This is a genomic window from Enterobacter quasiroggenkampii, assembly GCF_043972695.1.
In the GTDB taxonomy this organism is placed as follows: domain Bacteria; phylum Pseudomonadota; class Gammaproteobacteria; order Enterobacterales; family Enterobacteriaceae; genus Enterobacter; species Enterobacter quasiroggenkampii.
This window is the reverse complement of the sequence record NZ_CP143745.1, coordinates 2972898-2994080: the sequence shown is the minus strand read 5'-3', so window position 1 is coordinate 2994080 and position 21183 is coordinate 2972898. Positions and strand designations below refer to the sequence as shown.

Below are 21183 nucleotides of genomic sequence, written 5' to 3'. Positions count from 1 at the left end.
TTATCCCGTCACCCGTCAAACAGGAAGCGTTCAGTAGAGTAGCCCTAAAAATACTCTGGACTTCATTTGAACCGTTATGTTCCTGATAAAACGACTTAGCATCAGTACGGTATTTATCCTGGCAGGCTGCGTCTCGCTGGCCCCCGACTATCAGCGCCCGGCGTCACCGGTCCCCCAGCAGTTTTCGCTTTCGCGTAACGGCCTGACGCCCGCGGTGGCGGGGTATCAGGACACCGGGTGGCGCACCTTTTTTGTCGATCCGCAGGTAGCCGGGTTGATTACGGAAGCCCTGAACAATAATCGCGATATAAAAATGGCCGTCCTGAAGGTTGAAGAGGCGCGGGCGCAGTTCAACGTGACGGAGGCGGACCGTTATCCGCAGCTGAACGGATCCGCGGGTATCACGTACAGCGGTGGACTGAAAAGTGACAAACCGACTTCTCAACAGTACGACGCGGGTCTTGCGCTCAGTTACGAACTCGACTTTTTCGGCAGGCTGAAGAACATGAGTGAGGCTGATCGACAGAACTATTATGCCCAGGAAGAGGCCCGTCGCGCCGTGCATATCCTGCTCGTCTCTAACGTGTCGCAGAGCTATTTCAACCAGCAGTTGGCGTATAAACAGCTGCGTATCGCGCGGGAAACGCTGGAAAATTACCGGCAGTCTTATGCATTCGTTGAGCAACAGCTGGTGACGGGCAGCACGAACGTACTCGCGCTGGAGCAGGCCCGGGGACAGATCGAAAGCACGCAGGCAGAGATTGCCAAACGTGAGGGGGAGCTGGCGCAGGCCAATCATGCCCTGCAGCTGCTCCTCGGGACGTACCGTGCGCTGCCGGGCGACAGTGGAATGAACGCCAGCGATATTGCGCCGGTAAAACTCCCGCCTCATCTTTCTTCAGAAATACTGTTGCAGCGCCCGGATATTATGGAGGCGGAGTATCAGCTTAACGCGGCCGATGCGAATATCGGCGCCGCGCGTGCCGCCTTTTTCCCGTCGATTTCCCTGACCAGCGGGCTTTCCACAGGCAGCACGGAATTATCCAGCCTGTTCACCGCGGGCAGCGGGATGTGGAATTTTATCCCTAAAATCGATATTCCCATTTTTAATGCGGGCAGGAATAAGGCCAACCTGAAGCTGGCTGAAATTCGTCAGCAGCAGTCGGTTGTGAATTACGAACAAAAAATACAGGCCGCCTTCAAACAGGTCGCCGATGCGCTCGCGCTGCGGGACAGCATTAACCAGCAAATTGACGCTCAGCGTCGTTATCTTGATTCGCTCCAGATCACGCTCCAGCGTGCCAGAGGATTATATGCCAGTGGTGCGGTCAGTTATATCAACGTGCTGGACGCGGAACGTTCTCTTTTCTCCACCCGCCAGACCCTTCTCGACCTTATTTATGCCCGACAGGTTAATGAAATAACGCTCTTCACCGCCCTGGGCGGCGGTTGGGTCGAATAACTGTACTTAAAGAGGAAACTAAAAATGCGTAATTCACTTAAAGCCGTGGTATTCGGTGCGATCGCCGTGACGTTTTCTGCCGGCCTTCAGGCTGAGGTTCATCAGCACGAGGCGATGAGCGCCGCCCGTGAAGGGGCCGCAGAGCAGGTTATTACGGGGACCGGTATCGTGAAAGACATTGATCTCACGAATAAAAAAGTCACGATTTCTCATGAGGCCATCCCGACGATTGGCTGGCCCGCGATGACCATGCGTTTCACCTTTATTGAGGCCGATGAGAGCATCAACGCCTTAAAGGTCGGCAGTCACGTTGATTTTTCATTTGTTCAGCAGGGCAATATCTCTTTACTAAAGAGCATAAAATAGCGAGAAACGGCATGGCCTCATTAAAAATAAAATACGCTGCCATGATAGTCAGCAGCCTTATTGCCGGAGGGCTGATATCCGTGACGGCATGGCAGACACTTTATTCATCTGAAAAAACAGCAAATAGCGTTGCGGAAAGAAAGGTCCTTTTCTGGTATGACCCGATGAAGCCTGACGTGAAATTCGACAAGCCCGGTAAATCACCGTTTATGGATATGGATCTGGTCCCGAAATATGCGGACGAAAATGACGATAAAAGCGGCGGCGGTATCCGTATCGATCCGACGCAGGTCCAGAATTTAGGATTAAAAACGCAAAAAGTGACGCGCGGAACGCTGAATTATGCCCAGACGATCCCGGCCAACGTCAGCTATAACGACTATCAGTTTGTCATTGTGCAGGCGCGTGCGGATGGGTTCGTTGAGAAAGTCTACCCGCTGACGATCGGCGATAAGGTGAAGAAAGGCACGCCGCTGATTGATATTACCATTCCGGACTGGGTCGAAGCGCAGAGCGAGTTCCTGCTGCTCTCCGGCACCGGTGGAACGCCCACGCAGATTAAAGGAGTTCTGGAACGGCTTAGGCTGGCGGGTATGCCGGATGAGGATATTCAGCGGCTGCGTGCGACCCGCACTATCCAGACCCGGTTTACCATCAGGGCGCCCATCGACGGGGTGATTACGGGATTTGACCTGCGCACCGGGATGAATATTTCGAAAGATAAGGTCGTGGCGCAAATTCAGGGGATGGATCCGGTCTGGATCGGCGCGGCGGTCCCAGAATCGATTGCGTATCTGCTGAAAGATACCTCGCAGTTTGCTGTTTCGGTACCGGCCTGGCCGGATAAATCCTTCCCGGTTGAAAAGTGGAGTCTTCTGCCGAGCGTGGATCAAACCACCCGTACGCTGCAGGTGCGCCTGCAGGTCTCCAACAAGGATGAACTGCTGAAACCGGGCATGAATGCCTACCTGAAGCTGAATACCCAAAGTCAGGAAATGCTGCTGATTCCGTCTCAGGCCGTTATCGATACCGGCAAAGAGCAGCGCGTTATTACCGTTGACGCTAACGGGAATTTTGTACCGAAAAGGATCCACGTTCTGCATGAATCTCAGCAGCAGTCCGGCATTGGTAGCGGGCTGGAAGAGGGGGAGTCAGTCGTCGTCAGCGGTCTGTTCCTGATTGACTCGGAGGCCAATATTACCGGTGCGCTGGAGCGCATGCGCCACGCTGAAACCCCTGACGACGCCCATTCTGGCCATTAAGGAGACGATGATGATTGAATGGATTATCCGGCGGTCAGTGGCTAATCGTTTCCTGGTTATGATGGGTGCGCTGTTTCTCAGCGTCTGGGGAACATGGACCATCATCAATACGCCGGTCGATGCCTTGCCCGATCTGTCTGACGTTCAGGTGATTATCAAAACCAGCTATCCCGGCCAGGCCCCGCAGATTGTTGAAAACCAGGTGACCTATCCACTCACCACCACCATGTTGTCGGTTCCCGGCGCGAAGACCGTGCGCGGCTTTTCGCAATTTGGTGATTCGTATGTCTATGTCATTTTTGAAGATGGCACCGATTTGTACTGGGCCCGTTCGCGCGTGCTGGAGTACCTGAACCAGGTTCAGGGCAAACTCCCTGCTGGCGTGAGTTCCGAGATCGGCCCGGATGCCACCGGCGTGGGCTGGATATTTGAATATGCGCTGGTGGATCGCAGCGGAAAACACGATCTCGCCGAGCTGCGCTCATTGCAGGACTGGTTCCTGAAGTTTGAGCTGAAAACGATCCCGAATGTGGCCGAAGTGGCCTCCGTCGGCGGCGTGGTGAAGCAGTATCAGATTCAGGTTGATCCGTTAAAGCTGGCACAGTATGGCGTCAGCCTGCCGGAGGTTAAGCAGGCCCTTGAGTCGTCTAATCAGGAAGCAGGGGGATCGTCCGTAGAAATCGCGGAAGCGGAGTATATGGTGCGGGCCAGCGGCTATCTGCAGACCATCGATGATTTCAATCACATCGTCCTGAAAACCGGCGAGAACGGCGTACCGATCTATCTGCGTGACGTTGCCCGCGTACAAACAGGGCCGGAAATGCGCCGCGGTATTGCCGAGCTGAACGGGCAGGGTGAAGTGGCGGGCGGCGTGGTGATCCTGCGTTCGGGTAAAAACGCGCGCGAGGTCATCACGGCGGTGAAGGATAAGCTGGAGACGCTGAAGGCCAGCCTGCCGGAAGGCGTTGAGATTGTGACCACCTACGATCGCAGCCAGCTCATCGACCGGGCCATTGATAACCTGAGCGGCAAGCTTCTCGAAGAGTTTATTGTGGTGGCCATCGTATGCGCGCTGTTCCTCTGGCACATTCGCTCGGCGCTGGTGGCGATTATCTCTCTGCCGCTTGGCCTGTGTATTGCCTTCATCGTCATGCATTTCCAGGGGCTGAACGCCAATATTATGTCGCTCGGAGGCATTGCCATTGCCGTCGGTGCAATGGTGGATGCCGCCATCGTGATGATTGAAAATGCGCATAAACGGCTGGAAGAGTGGGATCACCAGCATCCGGGGGAACAGATTGACAACGCCACCCGTTGGCAGGTGATCACCAGTGCCTCCGTTGAGGTGGGGCCAGCCCTGTTTATCAGCCTGCTGATCATCACCTTGTCGTTCATTCCCATCTTTACCCTCGAGGGTCAGGAAGGGCGGCTGTTTGGTCCACTGGCCTTCACGAAAACGTACGCCATGGCGGGCGCAGCCGCGCTGGCCATCATCGTGATCCCCATTCTGATGGGATTCTGGATCCGGGGTAAAATCCCTGCCGAGACCCGTAACCCGCTGAACAGACTGTTGATTAACGCCTATCATCCGCTTCTGATTCGGGTGCTCCACTGGCCTAAAACAACCCTGCTGGTTGCGACATTATCCATCTTCACGGTGATCTGGCCCCTGAGCCAGGTGGGTGGCGAGTTTTTACCGAAGATCAACGAAGGCGATCTGCTGTATATGCCCTCGACATTGCCAGGCGTGTCTCCGGCAGAAGCGGCGGCGCTCCTGCAGACCACGGACAAACTCATCAAAACCGTGCCTGAGGTAGCATCGGTGTTTGGTAAAACCGGTAAAGCCGAAACGGCCACGGATTCCGCGCCGCTCGAAATGGTCGAAACCACCATTCAGCTTAAGCCTGAGGATCAGTGGCGACCCGGCATGACGATTGACAAGATCGTTGACGAGCTCGATAAGACCGTTCGTTTGCCTGGCCTGGCGAATCTCTGGGTTCCGCCCATCCGCAACCGCATCGATATGCTTTCAACCGGGATTAAAAGCCCCATTGGTATCAAGGTGTCAGGTACCGTTCTGGCTGATATCGACGCCACGGCGCAGCGCATAGAGGCAGTCGCCAAAACGGTGCCAGGCGTGGTGTCTGCCCTCGCTGAACGTCTGGAAGGCGGGCGCTACATTGATGTCGATATCAACCGGGAGAAAGCCTCCCGCTACGGGATGACGGTTGGCGACGTGCAGCTGTTCGTCTCCTCGGCCATCGGCGGCGCGACGGTGGGGGAAACGGTGGAAGGCGTGGCCCGCTACCCGATTAATATTCGTTATCCTCAGGACTACCGGAACAGCCCGAACGCGTTGAGGCAGATGCCGATCCTGACGCCGATGAAACAGCAGATCACGCTGGGTGATGTGGCGGATATCAACGTGGTTTCCGGCCCCACGATGCTAAAAACGGAGAATGCCCGACCTGCAAGCTGGATTTATATTGATGCCCGCGGCAGGGATATGGTGTCCTTAGTGAACGACATTAAAACGGCCATCGGTCAGAACGTGAAGCTGAGGCCGGGTACCAGCGTGTCATTTTCCGGACAGTTTGAACTGCTTGAGCACGCTAACAAGAAACTGAAGCTGATGGTGCCGATGACGGTGATGATCATTTTCATTCTGCTCTATCTGGCGTTCCGTCGCGTGGACGAAGCGTTGCTGATCCTGATGAGCCTGCCGTTCGCGCTGGTCGGCGGGATATGGTTCCTCTACTGGCAGGGTTTTCATATGTCAGTTGCAACCGGCACCGGGTTTATCGCCCTGGCCGGGGTGGCGGCAGAATTTGGGGTGGTCATGCTGATGTATTTGCGTCATGCCGTAGAAGCACATCCGGCGTTGTCCCGCCAGGAAACGTTCACCGAACAGGGGCTTGATGAGGCGCTTTATCATGGTGCCGTGCTGCGCGTGCGGCCAAAGGCAATGACCGTCGCGGTGATCATCGCGGGTCTGCTGCCCATTCTCTGGGGGACCGGCGCAGGGTCAGAAGTCATGAGCCGGATAGCGGCGCCCATGATCGGCGGGATGATTACGGCACCGCTGCTATCGCTGTTTATTATTCCTGCGGCGTATAAGTTAATTTGGTTGCGCAGACATAAAAAACCATAAAAAAACCCGCCGGTAGCGGCGGGTTTTTACGGGATGAATGCTTAGCGCGCCTTGCTGAGCAGTTTGCGCCAGGCTCTGTTATGTAGCGTAAATAGCAGCATCTTATAGAAAGCGGTAGAGAGGATACAGCTGCCGCTAAGCCCCAGCATGACAGTACTCACCATCGCAGCGGTCAGACTGACGCCCGGAGCAGCGCTACCGCTCAGCGCGGCCAGCAAATAGGCTGCCGTTAATACCAGACTCATCACCGCCAGCGTAAGATGTAACCGCACGGCGCGCATGCTGCCTTTGCCAATCATAAACATCGTCACGCCGTTGATGCCTGCGAACAGTAGGGCGATCAGCACAATCCACACGAATACGCGTTCGGCTGGCTGGCCGAGTGCGGCGAGTACGCTATAGCCCAACCACAGCTGAGGAATCGCGAAGCTGACAATTACCCCGAGAGTGCTGATTGCCGCCGGAATACCCATGGTGTGTAGACCCACAGGTTTGCCCATTTCTTCAGCCAACTGAGTCTTTAGCTGTTGCAGCTGTGTCGGGCAGGTATTGCTTATGCTGGTAGCCGCCTCGTTACAGTGTTGCAGGCGACGGGATGCTCTTCTAATTATTTGAATAATCAAAGTTTTGCCTCTCTCACTCCTTGAGTCCTGGATCAGGGTAGGGATTAAGCCCCTGGAGTGACAGAAATGTCACTCGCCAGTCATGCGATAAACAGCGGCCGGTTTTTATAATTCATTATAAAGAAGGCCACCAACTGTTGAGCACTTTAATTTCGGAGATACAACCATGAAAAAGTTCCTTTTATCTGTTATTGCCATCCTGGCGGTTTCTGCATCCAGCTGGGCTGCAGAGACAAACAACAACGAACAGGCAGCAATGTCTCATGACATGATGCAAAACAACACAGAAGCTGCACACCAGAGCATGGCTGACATGCATAAGGAGATGATCAAAAACGGTCCATGCAGTACTAACGAAACTGCGACGTCGTTTTCTGCGGTGAATGAACACGAGAAAGCGGCGATTGCACACGAGACGGCGAATAACGGCCAGTCTTCGGCTAGCCATCAGCAGCAGGCTGAACAGCATCGTCGCCAGATGACTGAGAATTAATCGGCTGCGAAGCCTCTCAGTGATTATTGACGTTACTCATACGCTCCTTAAAAAAAGGGGCGTTTGTTAGTGGGAAGGCCGGGTTATCACGTAGAGAATGGTTATTGGCATATCGTATTTAACTATTCTGGGTTTGAGGAATATACATAATTTACGACAGCACCAGAAACAGTATAACAAACTGTTTTAAATGCATATTAATCAAATGGCGATTCAAACTCACAGTTATGAACTCAGTTTTGGTTCATAACTGTGTTAAACGCTGTCCATAAATCACTCGATGTCACGCCTGTTGGTTCATGAACTGTTCGTTCTAATTTTGTGATGTGCGTCAGGTTTTAGTGTTCAGTAATATTACCTTTTACTCGATGATCGATTGTTTAGCACCTCTCCGACAACCGGAGCAGCAGTAAATGCGTTTGGCCAGCCAGCGTAGAACGCGGCCTGGGTAACGATCTCACCAGCTTCCTCAACAGAAAGTCCATTATCCATTGCTCTATTGAGGTGATAGCCAATCTGCGCGCTCTGTCCGGATGCGATTAACGCGCTGACCGTAATCATACTTCTGTCGCGGGGTTTCAGCGCGGGTCTTTGCCAGAGATCCAGGAACAGTGGATCTGTAGTGAATTTAACCAGGCCCGGAGATATTGGGCCAACATTTTTTTCCACTGTCTCTGAACGCTGCTTTTCTGCTTCCTGATTGAGAGGAAGCAGGTCCGGAGAAGCTTCAGGAAGTACATCTGCCGTGACGCCACGAGTTTCAAATACTGCTTTGGTCACGCTGACGGCTGACATGGCATTTGGCCAACCTGAGTAGAACGCCAGATGGGTAATGATTTCTGACAACTCCGCTGGCGTAACGCCATTATCAAGGGCAATGTCTATATAGTGCTTAAGGTCGCCAGGCTGGTTTCTGGCAATTAGCATGGCGACGGTCACCATACTACGATCCCTGGGCGAGAGGGCATCGCGTGTCCACAGATCTTCAGTAATCGCTTCTCGACCAAAGCGCGCAAGAGCCGGTGAGACGGAACGAATATCAGCTTCCGAAATTGTTGAAGGTTCAATTTTCATCATCGCTTTACCTTTTGTTTCCTCAGCAGTAGCAAAATCAGAAATAACAAGCGACATGGCCGCCGCTGCAATTACGCTTTTCATGTTAATCCTCACTGGTCAACGGTGCGGATCCTGTTTGATTCCGCCTTTGTTACGAAGAAATACCGGTTTTACCGGGATAGCGTCCTTACTGGTGCTCATATGCGCCGTTTGCCTGAGATAGTCACGGAAGTGTGGCGTTTGTCGGTGCAGTTGATACGCTTCCTCACTGGCGTAAATCTCATAGAAATACCAGCGGTTCGGAGTCTGTGAATCTGTAGCGGCATACATCGCTAATACGCCTTTCTCTACTTTGAGCGATTCCGCCATTTCGGGCAGGACGATGTTTTTAAACTCGGTCTGAAATTCAGGCTTTACCTCGACGATCACCAGATTATTAATGGTTCGCTCATCCGGTATGATGTGTTTGTCCCCCAGAAATTGGGGCTCCAGGGTGATTTTATTTTTCCGATCGATAATGTCAGGTGCCCGGGCAGCGAATGCCTTATATGGTTCGGCATTCAGATGTTTGCGGTAAGCACTTTCGTTTTCATAAAGTTCGACCATGAATGCCTGACGTGGATTGTCGCTGCGGTGCAGGGCGTACATCGCCAGCGTACCTGCTTCATGATCAACCGAAGCGGAAATCGTCTGTCTGGCTACGTCTGCAAAATCTTTGTCCCGATCGTGCCTGACGCCGAGCTCAAAGATATTCATCACTCGCTTATCCGGCGCGTCCAGTTTTGTTGCAAAGACAGGGCTGCTTATGAGCATACAAATTAAAAGCATAAGGGGCTTTTTCACGATGATCCTTTTACTGAAATTACTGTTTGCTACCGCGTCCAGACCTGATTAACGTCTTTCGTTTGCGGCGTGTTTTGCGCCATGATCCCCGTCAGAACGTGCGGCTGGTAGGTTTCTTCCAGAAACCGGATTTCCTCCGGGCTCAGTTGAAGATTTACGGCGTTTACCGCGCCATCGACGTGATCTTTTTTTGTGGCCCCTACGACAGGTGACGTGACTTTTGTCAGCAGCCAGGTGAGAGATATTTCCGTCATGGACACCTGATGTCGTTCAGCAAGCTCGGCGACGCGCTCGATAATGCTCCGATCCTGTTCAGCCGTGCTGTCATATTTTCCGCGGGCATAGGCATCCTCGGAGGCTCGCCGCGTGTGGCCTTCTTTCCGGGAGAGACGACCGCTGGCCAGCGCGCTATAGGGGGTCATGGCGATATCATCTTCAGCGCACAGACCGAAGAGCTCTCGTTCATCTTCACGCATAATCAGGTTGTAGTGGCTTTGCATGGAAACAAAGCCCGTCAGCCCTTCGCGTTCGGCAAGGGCGTTCGCTTTCGCAAGCTGCCAGGCATAGCAATTGGATATACCAATAGCGCGCACTTTGCCCTCAGTAACGGCGGCATGAAGCGCTTCAAGCACCTCAATAACTGGCGTGTTGTAATCCCAGATGTGGTAAATGTAGAGGTCGATGTAGTCCATCCCCAGATTCTGCAGGCTCTGGTCGAGTGATCGGGCTATTGCCTCTTTTCCGCCGATCCCCGCGGCAATTTGCGCGGCGGTTCGTGGCAGAAACTTGGTGGCCAGCACCACGTCCTCGCGTTTTGCCATCTCCCGCAGCGCCCGGCCAACGTATCGCTCGCTGGAGCCGTTCTGATAGGCGAGGGCGGTATCGTAAAAATTGATACCCTTTTCGAGACCGTAGCGGATGATGTCCCGGCTTGCTGTTTCGTCCAGCGTCCAGCGATGCTGGCCCGTTAACGGGTCGCCAAACCCCATACATCCCATACAGATGCGGGAGACCAGTAAGTCACTTTTACCGAGCCGGGTATACTGCATCGTTATTCTCCCTCTGGATTATTCACGACGGAATTGAGCAGATCGACAAGCCTTGAAGCGTGTTCCCGGGCAAGCGTTTTTTGCTGCGCGATTTTGTCGGCATCCCGGTCGGCATAGCTGATACCGCAGGTATAAACCGGCGCCAGCAGCTCAAGATTGCACAGCCTTGCCGTGGTCTCGAATGGAATAAGATACTCTTCTATGGCATGGCCAAAGAAACCGTCAGCGGTATAGAGCACCTGCGGCGCCCCTGTAGTGAAGGAGAGGATCAGCTTTTTACCGCCCAGTTTCGCCGTTGAGCCATGCGCGAAGCCGTGGACAAAGACCTCGTCCAGCCATTGTTTCATTAACCCGGGCAGCCCATACCATGAAAAAGGAAACTGCCAGACAATCACATCGGCCCTGAGCAGGCTTTCCTGCTCCGCAGCGATATTGAATTTGCCGTCCGGATAGAGCCAGTCCAGACGACGAATTTCAGCATCGGGAAGGGCGGTCGCCACTTCATCAAGGATCGTGGCATTGGCGACGGAATGGGTAAGCTCAGGATGGCCTGAAACAATAAGGATATTTTTCATTTCAATGAGTTAAATATATTTGATGAATGTTTAACCCAGTATAGAGTGACACCATTATTTTTTTTTAGAGCAGTAAAGACTCATTCACTTTTAGACAAAAACTAATAATGGTCGACTGTTCTCATTGTACCGGTCATCACGAACCCGTGAACTACGCCGTGATGCCCAGTAAACGTTCTGCATTGCGAAATGCGATGGCCTCTTTTTCAGCCTTGTTGACGGGCAGACTGTCGATAAAGGTTTTTACACCGTCCAGGGTCTGATAGGGATAATCGACGGAGAACAGGATCCTTTCTGCCCCCATTAACGCGTAGATAAACTGGAAGTGCGGCAGCGACAGCATACCTGACGGGGTAACGTAAACGTGCTCCTGGAAGGTTCTCGTTAGCGTGCGTGACAGACCCGTTGCAGCCAGTGGAAGGCTGTCATCAAGACGCTGCAGCCAGAAGGGCAGCATCTCCCCCCAGTGGCCACTGATTACCTGCAAGTGGGGATATTTATCAAATACGCCCGATAACATCAGCCGTAACAAATGGATCCCGGCTTCGTGATGCCAGCCCCAGCCAAACATAGAGAGCCGGGCGTTGACCTCTGCGCTGAAGCCCGTGAAGTAGGCCTGTTGCACGCTGTTAAACGGTAATCCGGGATGAAGATAGAGTGGTATATTCAGTTTATTAAAGCGGGAAAGCAGGGAGTCATAGTCAGGATTATCGAGAAAGCATGAAGAGGGTCGGCCATTCAGAAGTGCCCCCTTAAACCCCAATTCTTCAACTGCGCGGACAAGCTCTTTTTCAGCCTCTTCCGGCTGTGCCCAGGGAAGAGTGGCAAATGCCGCGAAGCGATCCGGATGATTTCTTACCGCCCCGGCAAGGCGGTCGTTTGCCGCCGTATTTAATGTTACCGCTTCATCCTTAGGTGCCAGCTGGGGGAATCCGCCCACAGAAAGGATCTGAAGGGTAATTCCAGCCTCATCCATATCCCTGAGGCGGCGGCTTCCCAAATCAGCGCCTTTCGCGTTTATCAGCGCATTCTTTTCTATCTGCGGCCGGCTTCGGTCAGGATTATGACCATCAGCGACGGTTTTCCCCCAGTCGCCAAGGAAAGGCGCCTGCTCAAGCGCAACAGGCATACACGCTCGGCCTAACTCGCTGTCGAGATAATGTTCTTCAAGGCAAATGATTTTCATATTCTCACCCTTCATACAAAGCAGTAAAAGTGATACAGATTAGGATCGCCCGGAACTGTCCATACGTGAATGTGATTCATGACAGTCTGTTCCGGATGGACTTTACACCATCGGTTTTTCCCAGGCGCCTCGTGTATCCACTCTGGTCTCTGCGGCGAGTTGTTCCAGCAGGATGATTTCCTCATTGCGTAACTGGATGTCTGAAGCGCAGGCGGCGTCCAGAACGTGATGGACTTTAGTCGCACCAACGAGGGGAAGGGTACCTTTCGCAATAGCCCATGCGATGGCTATCTGTGCCACGCTGGCATTCCTTTCGGCTCCCATTTTTTTCATGGCGGCGGTTAATCTTTCAATCTGCGGCAGTACAGAGTTATAACTTTTGGCCCGGCCACTCCCGGCAGGCATGGGATGATTTGAATCATAACGACCACTGAGCGCGCCTTGCTCCAGGACCATGTAAGCAAAGAACGTGATGTTATTTTGTCGGCAATAATCAAGGATCCCGGCCTCTTCAGAAGCGCGATAGAGCAGGCTGTAGTGATTTTGTACTGCACTGAGGGAATAACCGGAAGCGTTAAGGATTTCGTTGGCGCGTCTGATTTGTGCCAGATTGTGGTTGGAAACACCTACGCGTTTTACCTTACCGCTTTGTAAAAGTGGGATCAGTCCTGGCGTCCATTTCTCAACGTCGAGGGGATTATGGATCCAGTAGATATCAATCGCGTCCACGCCCAGGCGTCCGAGGCTGGCCTCAAGCATATCGCTGACAGGCTGCGCTGACTGTTCGTTCGCAATCTGCGGCGTGAATTTGGTGGATAAAATCATATCCTCGCGGGGGAACTGACGGACTAATGCTCCCAGCGCTGCCTCGGAACTCCCCATGCCATATACTGCTGCGGTATCCCAGAGATTGAGGCCCTTACTCATGGCCGTGGTGAACACGTCTGCCATCTGAGTATCAGAAAGATGATTGCCGAAGACGGTGTCGCCACCGGCGAAACCTGTGCCCCAGGACCATGTGCCCAGCGCGACGGGAGGTAGTGTTTTCATATTCAGCTCCTGTAAAAAGGCCGGAACGTTGCTGACGTAAACCGGCCAAAGAGGGTGAGTAACGGTGAAAAAGAGATGAATGGATTAAGCTGACTGGCGGAGGGCATTTAACAGCGCCACACCGACACCGTGCGCTGAAGCGGGATTCTGCCCCGTGATAAGGCGACCGGCAGTAACCACATTTTCAGACCAGTTCGGGGCTTCATGATGAAGCGCGCCATGCTCGCGAAGTGCAGTCTCAAGCAGGAAGGGAACCACATCTGTAGTGTGAACTTCTTCCTCTTCCTTGTTGGTAAAGGCCGCCACGTTTTTGCCTTTCACCAGGTATTCGCCGCTACTGAGCTTTGCGTCAACCAGTGCCGCAGGTCCGTGGCAGACGGCTGAGACAATGCCATCACTTTCATATACTTCGCGGATAATACGCTGGGCATCCTGGCTGTCGCGGAAATCCCACATGGTTCCATGGCCGCCTGCAAAGAAAACGGCGCTGTAATCGGTACCGTTTAGCTCGGATAACGCTGGTGTTGTTGCCAGGCGCTGCTGAAAATCGGTTTCGTTCCAGTACCAGGCGTTGACAGGATCACTGAGGTCAAATCCATCCACCGGCGGCTGTCCCCCGCGAATGCTGGCGATCATTGTTTTTAGTCCGGCATCTTCCAGTACTTTCAGCGGATGGGTCAGCTCGGCCAGGAAAAAACCGGTTGGTACACCGGATGCGCCTTTAATCGGATGGCTGGAAACGACACACAGCACGGGTTTATCTGCAGGTTTCATATCGGGCCTCACTATTTATTTTTAAATTCAGCGGCAAAGAGATTTTCCCAGTTAATAAAGGAGCCAAGCGGAATGCACTCAAAGCTTAATAAGCCAGCTTTTGCCAGCGGGAATTCGGCCATTACGTTCATCGCTTCATCGACAGAGTCACATTCAAGAAAAATAGCGACGCCAGGTCTGTCCTGACGGAAGTAGATGTCGCGGATGAAGCCGGATTTATACAATCCCCAGGCGTGCAGCGCTTCAGCGTTAAGGTGTGGCGCATATTTTTCCAGCGATGCTCCAGGTGCGGGGATATCCAGACATAAAATTCGCATCATAGTCTCCTGAACTCAGGTCGTTGTAGAAAGAGATAAAAGTATAAGAGGCGAATTTCACGAAGATTAGAGGAGCATTGACTTAAGCATCTTTAGACTGTACTTAATAATCAGGCGGAGATTGCTTTAGGAAAACATTATGAATAACGCCCTGTATAACCAGATACGGATCTTTCAGAGCATTGCACGTGAGGGCAATATTTCGGCAGCCGCAAGAAAACTGGAAATTACGCCTCCCTCCGTCAGCAATGCGCTTAAGCTGCTGGAAGATCATATTGGCCATCCGCTTTTTGTGCGTACGACCCGCCGTATTGAGCTGACGGAAACTGGGCAGCTGTTGCTGGAACAGACCGCTGCGGCGGTGGAGTCGCTGGAACATTCGCTTGAAAGCATTCGCGACCAGAATCAGGAGCCCTCTGGTATCGTGCGAATCACGCTCTCGCGTTTTGCCTATCTGTTAATTCTTAAGCCTGCAATGGCGAAATTCTGTCAGCAATATCCGGGTATACAGCTTGAAATTTCGGTTTACGACGGTACCGTGAATGTTATCGAAGAGCGTTTTGATCTTGGGATCCGTTTTGGCGATATCCTCGAAGGTGGGGTGGTGGCGCGGCCGTTAATGAAACCCTTTCGTGAAGGGCTATATGCATCCTCAGCTTATATCAGCGAGCATGGAATGCCCGAGGAGCCGGCTGACCTCAGTCATCACAAGCTGATTGGCTACCGTTTTATCACTAACAACCGCATCCTTCCGTTGATTCTGAACGATCGCGGAGAGCAGTTGACGGTTGAGATGCCCGGGCAGTTAATCAGCAACGATATTGACGTTATGGCAGACGGGATCCGTAACGGCCTGGGAATTGGACGTTTGTTTGAACCCATCTGGCAGTTACAGCCGGACAGGGAGCGCTTTATACCCGTGATGGAGAGCTACTGGAAAACCTACCCGGCAGTGTATCTCTATTACCCCAAAAATGCGGGTAAAACGAAAAGAGTGAAGGCCCTGATTGATTTTCTGATATCCGCTACGGGACGATAAAGACGATAACGCCTCGTTCAGTATGGAGGCGCTATTTCACAACCCTAGCGGTCGGGCCTCCTGTATGAACTCAATCAGAAGGCGAAGCCCGGTCGGTAGTTGCCGGCGGCTTGAATAATAGATATGAAAACCTTCCTCCAGCGGGGACCACTCCGTAAGCACCAGGCGGAGCCGTCCATCCTTCACATAGGATGCAACAAGAGGCTCCGGAAAATACATCAGGCCGGCTCCGCCTAATACGGCCACAAGGCCCGTTTCAGCCTGATTGACCGTCACAGAGCCAGGCACACTGATTTGGTACGTTTCGCCGTCTCGCTCAAGTTCCCAGCGATAAATCCGATCGTCGCCGAGACGATTGCTTATACAGCGATGGTGTAATAAATCATCAGGATGTTCAGGCGTTCCGTAGCGTTCAAGGTAGTCGGGGGATGCTGCGATAACCCAGCGAATATCGGCAGATAAACGCCGGGCAACCATGTCTTCCGGGACGGTGCCACCATAGCGGATACCGGCATCGAAGCCCGCATCAGTGACGTCAACCATACGGTTGCTGGCCACAATATCGATTTCAATATCGGGATAGCGATCCATAAACGCGGGCATAACTGGCGCAAGCAAAAGATTGGCCGCTTCAACGGCAGCATTGATGCGGATACGTCCGGTAGGGGTATTACGATACCGGTTAAGCGATTCAAGCGCGCCTTCTATCTTGTCGAAAGGCTGAAGGACAGACTGAACCAGTTCTTCACCTGCAGCCGTAGGTGTAACGCTCTTGGTCGTGCGATTAAGGAGGCGAACACCGAGCCGGGTTTCCAGCCCCTTCAGGGCATGACTAAGCGCTGATGCACTGACACCTAATTCAATCGCCGCACGGCTGAAACTGCGATGACGTGCAATAGCCATGAAATAAATGAGATCAGCGACATCAGCTCTGCTTATTTGCATACAGAATCGTTTTCCTTGTGCGTTAAGGCCCGAATGTATTGATACGGAAATGATATACACCATAGACCGATTAGCGCTAATCCGTTGCTGAATTTATTTCACAAGTCCATCCACTCATCGCCTCTCACTGAACACGTTGTGCTTCGTTATTCTTGAAAATTATGCGCTCTGGCGGTCGGTCAGGGCGGAACATTCACCTAACGGAGCCGTGTATGAACTATACGCATCTTGGCCGCACCGGCCTGAAAGTCAGCCGCCTTTGTCTCGGAACCATGAATTTTGGTGACGTCACCGACGAGAAAACCAGCGCCCGCATTCTGGATGAAGCGCTTGAGGCAGGTATAAATTTCATTGATACAGCAGACGTGTATGGCACCGAACAATCACCCGATATCCAGCAAGGCTCGGGGCTGTCCGAAGAGATTATTGGTCGCTGGATCCAGCAGGGTGGACGCCGTGACCGTATCGTTCTGGCGACGAAAGTCTATCAGCCAATGGGGCCAGGTCCGAATGATCGCCGTCTTTCTGCTTACCATATTCGCAAGGCCTGCGAGGACAGTTTGCGACGGCTTAAGACCGACCATATTGACGTCTATCAGATGCATCACATCGATCGCTATACGCCATGGGAAGAGATCTGGCAGGCCATGGAACTCCTTGTTCAGCAGGGAAAAGTGCTTTATATCGGTAGCAGCAATTTCGCGGGCTGGGACATTGCGACTGCGCAGTCAGTTGCTACGGCCCGTCATTCCCTTGGCCTGGTTGCTGAGCAAAGTCTCTACAATCTGACTGCCCGAACTGTTGAGCTGGAGGTCATTCCCGCATGCCGCCATTTTGGCATGGGGTTGATCTCCTGGAGCCCACTTGCCGGAGGGTTGCTTGGCGGCGCACTGAAAAAGATGGCAAGCGGGCGCCGTGCAAGGCCCGCGTTTGCCCGTCTAATTGAACAGCACCGTCCTCAGCTGGAAGCCTACGAAGGATTATGTGAGGACCTCGGTGAAACCCCTTCCGATGTGGCGCTTGCGTGGCTCCTGCAGAATCCTGTCGTTACTGCTCCACTTATCGGGCCTCGTACGGTCGAACAACTCCATCAGGCGCTTCACGCAACGACAATCACGCTATCAGACGACACCATGAGCTGTCTCGACGAAATCTGGCCCGGACCCGGGGGAGAAGCGCCCCAGGCTTATGCCTGGTAATTACCGTATGTAGGGTGGTCGCGCAGACCCGTTAACCGAGAGTCAGTTTGATAAAAGTTAAACCTTTACTGGGGGACCCGGCAACGCCGGGCCAGGGTAGGGCATTAACAGTCCTGTATTGCTGAAGGCGGCGTGAGTGAAGGTGGCGTATCCGGAAGTGGGGGGATGATCCCGTCGACGGGGTGTGGCAGATAGTGTGCCTCGAGTTCCGTGATTTCTGCATCGCTAAGTGAAAAGTCCAGCGCGCTGATAGCCGTGGAAAGATGTTCTGGTTTCGTCGCGCCGATGATCGGTGCTGTGATGACCGTTTTTGATAGCAACCAGGCAATTGCAACATGGGCTCTTGGCACATCGTGCTTTTCAGCAATTCTGGCAACAACATCAACAACGGGCTTATCCAGCAGGGCTGCGTTCTCATACATTTTTAACGCAAAGGCATCGTTTTGCGTTCGTTGGGACGTGACACTCCAGTCGCGCGTGAGCCTGCCGCGTGCCATCGGACTCCAGGGGATCACACCAACGCCCTGGTCTTCACACAGGGGCAGCATCTCGCGCTCTTCTTCCCGGTAAAGCAGGTTGTATTGCGGTTGCATCGTAATAAATCGGGACCAGCCGTTACGCTCTGCAGTATGCTGCATTTTTGCAAAGCGCCAGGCTTCCATAGATGATGCGCCGATGTAACGTACTTTTCCTGATTTAACGAGGTCATGTAGAGCCTCCATGGTCTCTTCAACAGGCGTGGAGTGATCAAAGCGGTGAATTTGAAAAAGATCCACATAATCCATACCTAAGCGCATCAGGCTATCGTCAATAGACTGAAAAATGGCCTTGCGGGAAAGAAACCCGGTATTGGGTGAGTTGCGCCACGGAAAGAAGGTCTTTGTCGCCACAACGATCTCGTCGCGTCTGGCCATTTCTCTCAGCGCTTTTCCTGTGATCTCTTCAGAACTTCCGCCCGAGTAGATATTTGCGGTATCAAAAAAATTAATGCCAGCTTCAAGCGCCTGACGAATGAGCGGACGTGACGCTTTTTCATCCAGGGACCAGGGTTGAGGCAAACGTTCGGGGTCACCATAGCTCATACAACCGAGACAAAGACGGGAGACTTTCAAACCGCTACGACCCAGATTCACATACTTCATTCGGTGTTCCTTCTTTTATTATCAGCAATTCTGTATGCGACAGGTTATTGCACTGGTATGAAGGGGACCAGCATGTGCTATCGAATGGTGCTGTGAGTTTTTCTCACAAATGGTTTGTTATCGACGGTGGATTTTATCGAGAAGGGAGGACACCAACGTACTAATTTCTGGAGCTGCATGAGAGCACCATGGAGAATAGACCAATGAAGTCAATTTAACATAATATACATTATGCGCACCAATGTATGATTCCTCAAAATCTGGATGTATTCGGTCGTAATTGTCCTGGACCATTCCGAGCTCGTGCAGTCGCCTTTTCACGCGTTCATGCTGACATGATACCCACACAACCCAACATCTGCGTTTACACATGGTTGAAAGACGTTTGATATACTTCAGCCTTTGACCACTGCTGCCGTAAACTTATGGAAATTGAATTAGATAAAAGTGTCAGAGAAAGGATTTTCCACGCGGTTATTTTTGAAGTGACGGCCAACGTTATCATCGCGCTGTCGCTTGCCTGGCTGATGAACGTGTCGGTACTCCAGTCAGGCTCGCTGTCCCTGATATCCGCGCTAACCGCCACGGCCTGGAATTTTGTGTTTAACAAACTCTTTGACTCTCTTCAGAAAAAATACCGATTTGAAAGAACATTTCTGGTCCGCGCGCTCCATGCGGCCTGTTTTGAAGTTGGCCTTATCATCACGTTAATTCCTGTGGCAATGGTGATGCTGAATTTAACGGTGACGGAGGCTTTTTTTGTAGAGATCGGTCTTGTACTGTTTTTCCTGCCGTACACGATGCTGTTTAACTGGCTCTACGACTACCTGCGCTGGACATTTGTTGGACGGAAACGGTCTGCTCTGTAGCGAGACATCTGTCACATAGGCACGCCCTTGATCATATTCGACTCCTCTCACCTTCTATACTCTTCATTTCTCTATCTCTTTTGAGGAGTCGAAAATGTTTGACCACGTTAAATTCGGCGTCAGCGATTATGAAAAAAGTAAAACCTTCTTCCTTGAGGCGCTTCGCCCGCTTGGTGTGGAACTCATTGATGAAGGCGCGCCAGATTACGGTGTTGAAATGAGCGCTGGCGATGTTTCACTTTGCCTTTTCCAGACAAATGATAAACCTGCGCCTCTGCACCTGGCGTTTGTGGCTACTACACGTCAGCAGGTTGATGATTTTTACCACGCCGCGCTGCGCGTTGGCGGACGTGATAACGGCGGGCCGGGATTACGACCGTACGGTGAAAATTATTATGCCGCTTTTGTCATCTCACCTGATGGTCATAACATCGAGGCCGTGTGCCATGCACCGGAGAACCGGTAGCACAACGCCTTTGTCAAAATGCTCATGCGACTTTGTGCACGATATTGCACGAAGTGTTGTATTTCAGGCCGGTAATGGCGTAAGGTATCCTCTGTAAATGTGCAGTTTCATGCAATAACGCTGACAGAGGTATTAATGACACAACAGTTGATTTTAATTGCCGGTCCCTATCGCAGCGGAACCGATGGTGTTCAGGCGCGAATTGACGAGAATCTGGCGCGTCTCGAAAACGCAGCATTAGCCGTTTACCAGCGTGGCCACATCCCGGTCATTGGTGAATGGCTTGCTTTGCCGCTGGCAAAAGCCGCAGGCTCAAAAACGGTAGGTGATGAAATCAGCGAAGCGATGCTGTACCCCGTTGCTCACCGGCTCATCGCAAAATGCGATGCGATTTATCGTATTGCCGGTGCGTCTAAAGGTGCCGATATGGACATTGAGGTAGCCAGAAAATATGGTCTCAGCGTGTATACCGCGCTTGAGAACATTCCAGAAGCGTAAGCCTGGACGCCAGCCAGCCTGACGTTAAAGGCTGGCTGTCAGAGGCGGTCACGATCTGAGGTCAGCACGACGGATACCCCCTTTTCCGATACCGCGCGGATCCACGCCTTATCCGTACCGTCTTCAACGACGATGGTATTCACTGAAGATACATCGCCAATCACAAACGACGACGCGGTGTTGATCTTTTCCGGAGACGCCAGAACGACCGTTTCCGCGGCTCTGCCGGAAAATGCACGTTTGATGCATGCCTCTTCGAAATCACCGGTTGTCAGCCCCGCATCGGGATGAATACCGGTCACTCCCATAAAGAACAGGTCTGCATGTATATTCTCTATGCCTTCGATGGCCGCAGCACCGACCGCAACAATCGAGTGTTTATACAAGCGTCCACCGATTAAAATCACCTCAATGGAAGGATGATCAACGAGCCCCAGAGCAATACTTGGGCTGTGCGTCACCACGGTGATGCGCAAGTCAGGAGGGAAAAATGTAATCAGCTCCGAGGTAGTCGTGCCACCGTCGACAATCACCACCTGGCCTGATGAAATCAGCTGTGCTCCTTTCCGGGCCACCCGTTTTTTCGCATCCATCTTCACGGATTGCCGTTCTGCAAACGGAGCTATAGCGGAAGATGACGGCAGCGCGCCGCCATGAACACGCTGCAAACGCCCTTCTGCTGCCAGCTCGCGCAGATCGCGCCGGATGGTATCTTCAGAGACGTCAAAGAGAATGCTGAGCGCTTTTGACTGGACCTGGCCTTCGGCACCCAGCTTTTCAAGGATCAATTGTTTTCGCTGACTGGTGAGCATCTTGAA

At 52.5% G+C, this 21183-nt stretch carries 22 protein-coding genes; 10 read left to right on the top strand and 12 right to left on the bottom strand.

Annotated features, from left to right (window positions below; translation table 11 throughout):
- Window positions 1-76 precede the first annotated feature (76 nt).
- The 4 genes from V1572_RS14435 to silA are packed head-to-tail and all read left to right on the top strand — an operon-like array spanning window position 77 to window position 6241.
- On the top strand, window positions 77-1462 hold the full coding sequence (locus tag V1572_RS14435; protein WP_262780730.1) for an efflux transporter outer membrane subunit: 1386 nt from the start codon (window positions 77-79) through the stop codon (window positions 1460-1462).
- A 24-nt stretch (window positions 1463-1486) separates the two neighbouring features.
- Window positions 1487-1828: a cation efflux system protein CusF gene (gene cusF / locus V1572_RS14430; protein WP_262796252.1), complete on the top strand. Its 342-nt coding sequence runs from the start codon at window positions 1487-1489 to the stop codon at window positions 1826-1828.
- An 11-nt stretch (window positions 1829-1839) separates the two neighbouring features.
- The gene (locus V1572_RS14425) at window positions 1840-3090 is read left to right on the top strand and encodes an efflux RND transporter periplasmic adaptor subunit (RefSeq protein ID WP_167210702.1); all 1251 of its coding nucleotides are present in this window, start codon (window positions 1840-1842) and stop codon (window positions 3088-3090) included.
- A gap of 10 nt (window positions 3091-3100) precedes the next feature.
- The gene (silA, locus tag V1572_RS14420) at window positions 3101-6241 is read left to right on the top strand and encodes a Cu(+)/Ag(+) efflux RND transporter permease subunit SilA (protein WP_395299992.1); all 3141 of its coding nucleotides are present in this window, start codon (window positions 3101-3103) and stop codon (window positions 6239-6241) included.
- Window positions 6242-6282: 41 nt separating this feature from the next.
- Here silA and V1572_RS14415 read toward each other — a convergent pair whose 3' ends face one another.
- Window positions 6283-6729: a hypothetical protein gene (locus V1572_RS14415; protein WP_277718946.1), complete on the bottom strand. Its 447-nt coding sequence runs from the start codon at window positions 6727-6729 to the stop codon at window positions 6283-6285.
- A 301-nt stretch (window positions 6730-7030) separates the two neighbouring features.
- On the opposite strand from V1572_RS14415, the gene V1572_RS14410 reads away from it, so the two are divergent.
- Window positions 7031-7357, top strand: a complete 327-nt coding sequence (locus V1572_RS14410) for a Silver-binding protein (RefSeq protein ID WP_229225882.1) — start codon at window positions 7031-7033, stop codon at window positions 7355-7357.
- A gap of 354 nt (window positions 7358-7711) precedes the next feature.
- Here the strand turns inward: V1572_RS14410 and V1572_RS14405 are convergent, their stop codons facing one another.
- The 8 genes from V1572_RS14405 to V1572_RS14370 all read right to left on the bottom strand — a co-directional run bounded on the left by V1572_RS14405 (window position 7712) and on the right by V1572_RS14370 (window position 14207).
- Complete coding sequence (locus V1572_RS14405; RefSeq protein ID WP_111966656.1) at window positions 7712-8515, bottom strand: carboxymuconolactone decarboxylase family protein; 804 nt, start codon at window positions 8513-8515, stop codon at window positions 7712-7714.
- Window positions 8516-8530: 15 nt separating this feature from the next.
- Entirely contained in the window at window positions 8531-9226 is a 696-nt protein-coding gene (locus tag V1572_RS14400; protein ID WP_252077522.1) for a putative quinol monooxygenase, read from the bottom strand.
- Window positions 9227-9285: 59 nt separating this feature from the next.
- Window positions 9286-10305, bottom strand: coding sequence for an aldo/keto reductase (locus V1572_RS14395; protein ID WP_262780714.1), 1020 nt, complete (start codon window positions 10303-10305; stop codon window positions 9286-9288).
- A 2-nt stretch (window positions 10306-10307) separates the two neighbouring features.
- Window positions 10308-10880 (bottom strand): NAD(P)H-dependent oxidoreductase, encoded by a 573-nt coding sequence (locus tag V1572_RS14390; protein ID WP_395299287.1) that lies wholly within the window; start codon window positions 10878-10880, stop codon window positions 10308-10310.
- Window positions 10881-11031: 151 nt separating this feature from the next.
- On the bottom strand, window positions 11032-12066 hold the full coding sequence (locus V1572_RS14385) for an amidohydrolase family protein (RefSeq protein WP_395299286.1): 1035 nt from the start codon (window positions 12064-12066) through the stop codon (window positions 11032-11034).
- A gap of 102 nt (window positions 12067-12168) precedes the next feature.
- A complete protein-coding gene (locus V1572_RS14380) occupies window positions 12169-13116 on the bottom strand; it encodes an aldo/keto reductase (RefSeq protein ID WP_395299285.1) in 948 nt (315 codons plus the stop codon).
- An 84-nt stretch (window positions 13117-13200) separates the two neighbouring features.
- A complete protein-coding gene (locus V1572_RS14375) occupies window positions 13201-13890 on the bottom strand; it encodes a type 1 glutamine amidotransferase domain-containing protein (RefSeq protein WP_395299284.1) in 690 nt (229 codons plus the stop codon).
- 11 nt (window positions 13891-13901) lie between these two features.
- On the bottom strand, window positions 13902-14207 hold the full coding sequence (locus V1572_RS14370) for a hypothetical protein (RefSeq protein WP_045910563.1): 306 nt from the start codon (window positions 14205-14207) through the stop codon (window positions 13902-13904).
- A 139-nt stretch (window positions 14208-14346) separates the two neighbouring features.
- Here V1572_RS14370 and V1572_RS14365 point away from each other — a divergent pair, with 139 nt between their 5' ends.
- Window positions 14347-15246: a LysR family transcriptional regulator gene (locus V1572_RS14365; protein ID WP_234083179.1), complete on the top strand. Its 900-nt coding sequence runs from the start codon at window positions 14347-14349 to the stop codon at window positions 15244-15246.
- A gap of 36 nt (window positions 15247-15282) precedes the next feature.
- Here the strand turns inward: V1572_RS14365 and V1572_RS14360 are convergent, their stop codons facing one another.
- Complete coding sequence (locus V1572_RS14360) at window positions 15283-16191, bottom strand: LysR family transcriptional regulator (RefSeq protein WP_045910561.1); 909 nt, start codon at window positions 16189-16191, stop codon at window positions 15283-15285.
- A 212-nt stretch (window positions 16192-16403) separates the two neighbouring features.
- Here V1572_RS14360 and V1572_RS14355 point away from each other — a divergent pair, with 212 nt between their 5' ends.
- On the top strand, window positions 16404-17390 hold the full coding sequence (locus tag V1572_RS14355; RefSeq protein WP_395299283.1) for an aldo/keto reductase: 987 nt from the start codon (window positions 16404-16406) through the stop codon (window positions 17388-17390).
- A gap of 104 nt (window positions 17391-17494) precedes the next feature.
- Here the strand turns inward: V1572_RS14355 and V1572_RS14350 are convergent, their stop codons facing one another.
- Window positions 17495-18532 (bottom strand): aldo/keto reductase, encoded by a 1038-nt coding sequence (locus V1572_RS14350; protein ID WP_262780702.1) that lies wholly within the window; start codon window positions 18530-18532, stop codon window positions 17495-17497.
- Window positions 18533-18957: 425 nt separating this feature from the next.
- Between V1572_RS14350 and V1572_RS14345 the strand changes: the two genes are divergently transcribed.
- The 3 genes from V1572_RS14345 to V1572_RS14335 all read left to right on the top strand — a co-directional run bounded on the left by V1572_RS14345 (window position 18958) and on the right by V1572_RS14335 (window position 20365).
- On the top strand, window positions 18958-19401 hold the full coding sequence (locus tag V1572_RS14345; protein ID WP_395299282.1) for a PACE efflux transporter: 444 nt from the start codon (window positions 18958-18960) through the stop codon (window positions 19399-19401).
- Window positions 19402-19495: 94 nt separating this feature from the next.
- Window positions 19496-19867, top strand: coding sequence for a VOC family protein (locus V1572_RS14340; RefSeq protein ID WP_045910557.1), 372 nt, complete (start codon window positions 19496-19498; stop codon window positions 19865-19867).
- Between the two features lie 135 nt (window positions 19868-20002).
- The gene (locus V1572_RS14335; RefSeq protein ID WP_048223225.1) at window positions 20003-20365 is read left to right on the top strand and encodes a DUF4406 domain-containing protein; all 363 of its coding nucleotides are present in this window, start codon (window positions 20003-20005) and stop codon (window positions 20363-20365) included.
- Between the two features lie 38 nt (window positions 20366-20403).
- Here V1572_RS14335 and V1572_RS14330 read toward each other — a convergent pair whose 3' ends face one another.
- Window positions 20404-21177 (bottom strand): DeoR/GlpR family DNA-binding transcription regulator, encoded by a 774-nt coding sequence (locus V1572_RS14330; RefSeq protein ID WP_048030458.1) that lies wholly within the window; start codon window positions 21175-21177, stop codon window positions 20404-20406.
- Window positions 21178-21183: the final 6 nt, after the last annotated feature.